This window comes from Corallococcus carmarthensis (assembly GCF_003611695.1).
Lineage (GTDB): Bacteria > Myxococcota > Myxococcia > Myxococcales > Myxococcaceae > Corallococcus > Corallococcus carmarthensis.
Genome location: NZ_RAWE01000120.1, coordinates 22,888 through 29,091, shown reverse-complemented (window position 1 = coordinate 29,091; position 6,204 = coordinate 22,888). Strand labels below are relative to the sequence as shown.

Here is a 6,204-nt window from a genome sequence, read left to right as displayed (position 1 = left end):
GCCCCGGCCTGCTTCAGGCCCGGCGACGGGTACGGCAGGCCCGGCGGCAGGCCCGGTGACGACGGCCCCCGCCGTGCCCCGGCCGTCCGGTCCGACGGCGCCGGGATTCACGCCAGGTGCCGCGTCGCGTCCGCCTCCCCGGGGTCCCGGGATGGGTGGGCCTCCGCGCGCGGGCGGGCCTCCGGGCCGCTTCGGGCCGCGGCCCAGCACGCCGCGTCCGCCGCCCACGCCGGAGCAGATCCTGTCGCTGGCGACGCGCGAGCACGTGCCGGCGCGCATCGCCAAGGGTGAGCTGGAAGGGAAGATGAAGGCGCGCATCTGGCGCAAGCTGCACGCCGAGGAGGCGAAGCGCTTCGACCAGGTCTACGAGCTGATGGGCCAGACGCCGGGCCTGTCGCTGGGAGACGCGTTCGGCATCCTCCAGAGCGGCCTGACGGTGCAGGAGTTCATGGCGCGCAAGGAGCGCAGCCAGCGCAAGGCCGCCATCAAGCAGGCGCGCGGCCAGGTGGACAACGCGCTCGTCGCGGACTTCCTGGGCGCCTTCATCGAGCAGAAGACCGAGCTGTCGGTCGTCCTGGCGGAGCGGTCGCTGCTGGACACGCTCCTGTCGGAGGAGGCCATCGCCTTCACCTTCGAGCGCACGGGCCGGCTGGAGAAGCTCCAGGTGGTGCTCATCGCGCGCAGGGGTGACTGGGAGCGGCTGATGCCGCTGCTGGAGCGCGACGCGAAGCTCACGCAGAAGCCGGCGCAGGTGGCCCGGCAGCCGGACAAGCGCCCGTATTCGGACCCGCGGCCGTTCCTGCCGCACATCGGGCAGACGGTGAAGCTCACGCTGCGCAACGGCATCACGGTGTCCGCGCCGCTGTTGCGCGTGGGCCGCTTCGACGTGCTGCTGGGTGAGCCGGGGCACGAGCTGTTCATCCCGCTGCACGCGCTCCTGCGCTTCGAGGCGCCCCCGGCCCCGGCCGATGACGCGGACGACGACGACGCGGACGAGCCGAAGCCCGACGCCGCGAGCTGAAATCCGCTCGCGGTGCCGTTACTTCCGGGCGGCCCTGCCTTCACGGGCGGGCCGCCCGTTTCCTTCCTCCCTGGAGCCTTCGTCCATGCGCCCCTTCTTCTCCCGCATCATCAAGCCCTGGCTCGCGCTCACCGCGGCGGCGGTCCTCGCGGGGGCGTCGCAGCAGGCGTGCACCAAGGAGTCCTCCGCGAAGGAGCCGGGAGCACCCACCGCGCAGGAGGTGGGGCGGCGGGAGAACGGCGTGCACGTGGTGGACCTGGCCGTGACGGAGAAGGGCTTCGAGCCCTCGCCGGTGCCGCTGAAGAAGGGCGAGCCGGTGAAGCTGGTGGTGACGCGCAAGACGGACCTGACGTGCGCCACCGAGCTCGTGATGGACGAGTACAAGATCGACACGAAGCTGCCCCTGAACACGCCGGTGGACATCACCTTCACGCCCAACCAGTCCGGGACGCTGAAGTACGGCTGCGCGATGGGGAAGATGATCGCCGGCACGTTCGTCGTGGATTGAGGCCGGGCGCCCGTTAACTGGCGATGTCCGCCCGGCCGGGTAGGCTCGGCGCCCTGCATGGGCAGCTCGGAGCTCTTCACCCGGCACGTCTTCCTGGACCTCGAAACGACGGGGCTCGACCCCCGCGTGGACGAGGTCATCGAGGTGGGCTGCCTCTTCTTCGAGCACGGCCGGGAGGTGGACCGCTTCTCCCGGCTTTACTCCGCGTCGCGCCCGCTGAACCTCACCATCCGCCGGCTCACCGGCCTCTCCGACGCACAGCTCTCCGGGCAGCCCCGCTTCGACGCGGAGCGCGCGGAGCTGCGGGAGCGGCTGAAGGGCTGGACGGTGGTGGCGCACAACGCCCCGTTCGAGAAGGGCTTCCTGCCGGACGTGCTCGGCGGCGTGCCGGTGCTCGATTCGTGCGAGCTGATGCACTACCTGCACCCGGAGCTGCCCAGCCACTCGCTGGAGTCGCTGATGCGGTGGGCGAAGCTGGGCTCGCAGCAGCCGCACCGCGCGCTCCATGACTGCGTGGCGGTGCACGCGGTGCTGGTGCACGCGCTGGATGGCTGCGTGCGTGACGGGCGCGCGGAGGACGTGGCGGACCTGCTGGCCACCATGGACCCCAGGGCCCGCGCGGCCTTCGGGCCCACCCCGCTGCTGGACACCCTGACGGACGAGGACGCTCGCGACCTGGCGGCGGACGCGGAGGCGCGGCCCCTCCTGGGACTGCTGTCCCGGCTGTGGGAGGCGTGCCGGGCCACACCGGTGCCGCTGGGCCTGGAAGCCACGGGCGGCTTCCTGCGCGCGCGGCCGGAGCGCAAGCGCGCGAATGGCGGCAGGCCTCCACCCGAGCCGGAGCTGGACGCGACGCCGCTGCCGGTGCGGCCGGACGAGGTGGCCCAGGTGCTGGGGCCCGGCGGCGCGCTGGAGCGGGGCGGCGGCTTCCTGTCCCGGCCCGCGCAGCTGGAGATGGCGCAGGCGGTGGCGCGCACGCTGTCGGACGGCGGGCAGGTGGCGGTGGAGGCCGGCACGGGCACGGGCAAGTCGCTGGCGTACCTCACGCCCGCGGCGCTGTTCGCCGCTCGCAACGGGCTGAAGGTGGGCGTGGCGCCGCACACGAAGACGCTCCAGGACCAGTTGCTGGAGAAGGACCTGCCCCGGCTGCACCAGGCCACGGGCGGCGCGTTCGGCTACGCGCTGCTCAAGGGGCAGACGAACTACCTGTGCCGCCGCCGCGCGCTGGAGGCCACGCGCGTGGAGCCGGGGATGAACCACGCGGCGCGGGCGCCCCGGGCCTACGTGCGCGCGTACATGCGCCGCAGCGTGGATGGGGACCTGGACCGGCTGAGCCACTGGTTCCGCGAGCGCTTCCCGGGGATGCACGGGCTGGTGCCGGCGGTGCGCTCCGAGGCGGCGACGACGCTGGGCGAGCGGTGCCCGCATCACCACAAGTGCTTCTACCACTCGGCGGTGGCGCAGGCGCGCGAGGCGGACGTGCTGGTCATCAACCAGTCGCTCGCGTTCGCGTGGCCCGCGCGCTACGGGCGCCTGGACCACCTGGTGCTGGACGAGGCGCACGAGCTGGAGGACGTGGCCACCACCGCGCTCACGGTGGAGCTGTCGGACCTGGCCTTCCTGCGCCTCACGGAGCGGCTGCACGGTCGCGACGGGCGCCGGGGCCTCTTCGCGGAGCTGCGCCGCGCGCTGGCGGCCACGCGCCGGGATGAATCCCGCGTGCTGATGTCCGAGGTGGACGACGCCCTGCGCACGCTGCTCCAGGAAGCGCGCGCGCTGGGCGAACAGGTGACGACCCTGTGCGAGCCCGCGTCGGCCATGCCCGGCGAGGACGCGGATGACGCGGCCTACGCGCCCGAGCTGCGGGTGACGGACGCCGTGCGCGCCCTGCCCGCCTGGGAGCCCGTGCGCGAGGGACTGGTCGCGGTGCGCACGGCGTTGCAGCGGGTGCACACGCTGCTGGCGGTGCGCGTGCTGGCGGCGCTGCCGGAGCTGGCGGTGAAGCAGCCCTCGCTGGAGCGGGAGCTGGCCGGGGCCACCACGGAGCTGGGCGAGCTGTCGGTGCTCGCGGGCGAGCTGGCCGGAGACCCGGACGCGAAGCGCTGCTACGCGGCGCGGGCGGAGCCTCGTAAGTCGCGCTGGAGCGTGGGTGCGCAGCCGGTGGACGTGTCCGAGTCCGTGGCGAAGGACTTCGCCGCGAACAAGCGCGCGCTGGTGATGGCGTCCGCCACGCTGGGCACGGGCGACGGTGTGCCCTTCGTATTGAAGCGGCTGGGGCTGAGGCCGCCCATCCTGCGCGCGCCTTCGCCGTTCCATCTGGGACAGCAGGCGCTGGTGGTGCTCGTCACGGACGCGCCGCGCGCGCACGAGGAGCCGTTCATCGACTGGGCCTCCGGGCGCATCTCCGGCCTGGCGCAGGTGATGGGCGGACGGGTGCTGGGCCTCTTCGCCTCCACGCGGCGGCTGGAGCGCGTGGCGCGCGAGGTCCAGGCGCGGCTGGAGCCGCACGGCATCGAAGTGCTGCGCCAGTCGCGCGGGCACGGCCGTTCGCTGGCGGCGCGGCAGGAGCGCGACACGGGCACGGTGCTGCTGGGCACCAAGAGTTTCTGGCAGGGCGTGGACATCCCCGGACGTGGCGTGGGGTGTGTCTTCATCGACAAGCTGCCGCTGGAGCCGGCGTCACGGCCGCTGGTGGCCGCGCGCGAGGAGCCGCTGGCGAAGGCGGGCAACGAGTACCTGGGCTTCCTCCAGTACCGGCTGCCGCGCGCGTTGCTGCTGTTGCGCCAGGGCGTCGGGCGGCTCATCCGCTCCACCACGGACCGGGGCATCGTCGTGGTCGCCGACCCCGGACACGCGAACTACCGGCCCCTGCTGCTCCAGGCGCTCGCGGGCTACCGCGTCGTCGCGCTGCCGTGGGCACAGGCGCGGCTGCTGCTGCACTCGGAGCTGCTGCAGATGGGGCTCACCGCGGACACCGCTCGGGTGTGAAACGCTGACGGGTGACGCGGGAGCCACTTCCGCCAGGCTCCCAAACGTCCCTGCTGGCCACTTCCTGCCCGAAGGCCTGGCGCGCCCGCTTCACCGCGCGGGTGCAAAGCCCCCGGCGCGGGAACTCGAACCCGCCCTGCCCTACCGCGCCAGCCGCTCGCGGTAGCGCGCTTCCAGGGCGCTCAGCTCGTCCACCCAGGGGCCCGTGGCGCCGCTCGTCCGCGCCTGCGCCAGGGCCTCCGCCACCACGCGCGCGTCCTCTTCCTGCTGCGTGCGCAGCCGCTGCGTCATGTCCCGCGCGGCCTCGAAGACGTCCTGCAGTTCGTCGCCTTCACGCAGGCCGTGCTGCGGCGGACGCAGGCGCCCCTCGGCCACCTCTCGCATCATGCGCTTGATGCGGAAGAGCGGACCCGCCATCCGGTGCGTCACCACGATGGTCGCCAGCGCCACCACGACGATGAAGCTCAGCATGCAGCCGCCCAGCACCCACCACGTCAGCTGCTGGTGGCGCTCCAGCTCCGCGCGCTGCGCGACGATGGCCGTGCGCTCCGCCTCGTAGCTGGCGTCGATGGCCTGCGCCTGCTCCTGGAACTTCTTCTCGAACGCCGGGTCGTTCATGTGCGCCAGCAGCTCGTTGGAGAGCGTGGCGCCGGACAACTCGCGGCTCACGTCCGCCGCGCGCGAGCGGGCATCCACCGCAGTCGCCGTCTCGTGCATCAGCGAGTTCGCCGCGCGCACCAGGAAGATGCCCAGCAGCGCCGCCAGCACCAGCGACACGCCGACGATGTACGCCGTGAGCTTCAGCTGGAAGGGCGCGTCGAGCAGGAAGTTGCGCCAGCGGCGCTTCGTCGTCGGGGCCGGGGCCGTGGTCGTCGTCATGTCTCGCTGCTCCAGTCGAAGGTCGCGGCGGCTTCCTCGATGGCTCGGGGGATCAGGGCCTTCAACAGGTCCGCGGGCGGAGCTCCCGCGGCGTTCACTTCCACCTGTCCCATCAGGGACTGCTCCGGGTACGTCATGCACAACAGAGCCAGGCGTAGGCCTCCACTGTCCGTCGCCTGGATCTCCGCCGTGATGCGGTAGCCGTGCACGCCCAGCTTCTTGAGCGCGCCCTTCGCCGCGGCCTTCGATTCCTTCTCCGGGGCCATCTGCGCGCCCCGGCGCACCAGCTTGGAGCGAAGCCGCGCCTCCGTCACCTTCACCAGCTCCGCGGGGACGCTGCCCGTCTTGTCCTTCAGCCCGTCCAGCGACAGGTAGAAGCGCGGCCGCCGCGACTGGTACGCCTTGATGGCCTTGATGGACTCCGCCACCGCTGCCTGCACCGTGGCGTCCGCCTCCCCCTGCACCGCCTGGAGGCAGTCGAGCCCTTTCGGCTCCAGCAGGGCGCCCAGGCCCTTGGCCACCGCCGTGCGAACCAGCTCGCTTGGGTCCTTGAGGCCGCCGCACAGCGGCGTCACGGCCTCGGGATCCTCGGTGGCGCCCAACACGAGCGCGGCTTGTGAGCGTGCACGCGGATCCCTTCCCTTCTCCAGCTGACGGCCCAGGAAGGTGATGCGCGTGTCCCCCTGCGCCAGCGCAGCGCACGGCAGCAGGAAGAAGAAGAGCAGGAGTGCTGTCGGCAGCCGCATGGGATGGGCAAAGAAGTGCCAACAGTGTAGCCGCGATTTACCTGTCCACGACAGTTGCCTCT

The 6,204-nt window shown here is 72.7% G+C and carries 5 protein-coding genes; 3 read left to right on the top strand and 2 right to left on the bottom strand.

What is annotated here, in order from left to right; translation table 11 throughout:
• The 3 genes from D7X32_RS27290 to D7X32_RS27280 form a co-directional block, all read left to right on the top strand.
• The coding region (locus D7X32_RS27290) for a hypothetical protein (protein ID WP_244239204.1) at window positions 1–1,021 on the top strand (1,021 nt) is incomplete at its 5' end.
• An 85-nt stretch (window positions 1,022–1,106) separates the two neighbouring features.
• A complete protein-coding gene (locus D7X32_RS27285) occupies window positions 1,107–1,529 on the top strand; it encodes a cupredoxin domain-containing protein (RefSeq protein ID WP_120605506.1) in 423 nt (140 codons plus the stop codon).
• Between the two features lie 57 nt (window positions 1,530–1,586).
• On the top strand, window positions 1,587–4,517 hold the full coding sequence (locus D7X32_RS27280; protein ID WP_120605505.1) for a helicase C-terminal domain-containing protein: 2,931 nt from the start codon (window positions 1,587–1,589) through the stop codon (window positions 4,515–4,517).
• A 141-nt stretch (window positions 4,518–4,658) separates the two neighbouring features.
• Here the strand turns inward: D7X32_RS27280 and D7X32_RS27275 are convergent, their stop codons facing one another.
• Together D7X32_RS27275 and D7X32_RS27270 are read right to left on the bottom strand one after the other, a co-directional pair.
• Window positions 4,659–5,396, bottom strand: a complete 738-nt coding sequence (locus D7X32_RS27275) for a HAMP domain-containing protein (RefSeq protein ID WP_120605504.1) — start codon at window positions 5,394–5,396, stop codon at window positions 4,659–4,661.
• On the bottom strand, window positions 5,393–6,142 hold the full coding sequence (locus D7X32_RS27270; RefSeq protein WP_120605503.1) for a HEAT repeat domain-containing protein: 750 nt from the start codon (window positions 6,140–6,142) through the stop codon (window positions 5,393–5,395). The genes D7X32_RS27275 and D7X32_RS27270 overlap by 4 nt, the downstream gene beginning before the upstream one ends.
• Between the last annotated feature and the right edge of the window lie 62 nt (window positions 6,143–6,204).

What these genes read in the sequence shown, in the direction of transcription:
- D7X32_RS27275 (WP_120605504.1), bottom strand. Translation starts at nt 5,396, where the DNA reads ATGACGACGACCACGGCCCCGGCCCCGACGACGAAGCGCCGCTGGCGC.
- D7X32_RS27270 (WP_120605503.1), bottom strand. Translation starts at nt 6,142, where the DNA reads ATGCGGCTGCCGACAGCACTCCTGCTCTTCTTCTTCCTGCTGCCGTGC.
- D7X32_RS27280 (WP_120605505.1), top strand. Translation starts at nt 1,587, where the DNA reads ATGGGCAGCTCGGAGCTCTTCACCCGGCACGTCTTCCTGGACCTCGAA.
- D7X32_RS27285 (WP_120605506.1), top strand. Translation starts at nt 1,107, where the DNA reads ATGCGCCCCTTCTTCTCCCGCATCATCAAGCCCTGGCTCGCGCTCACC.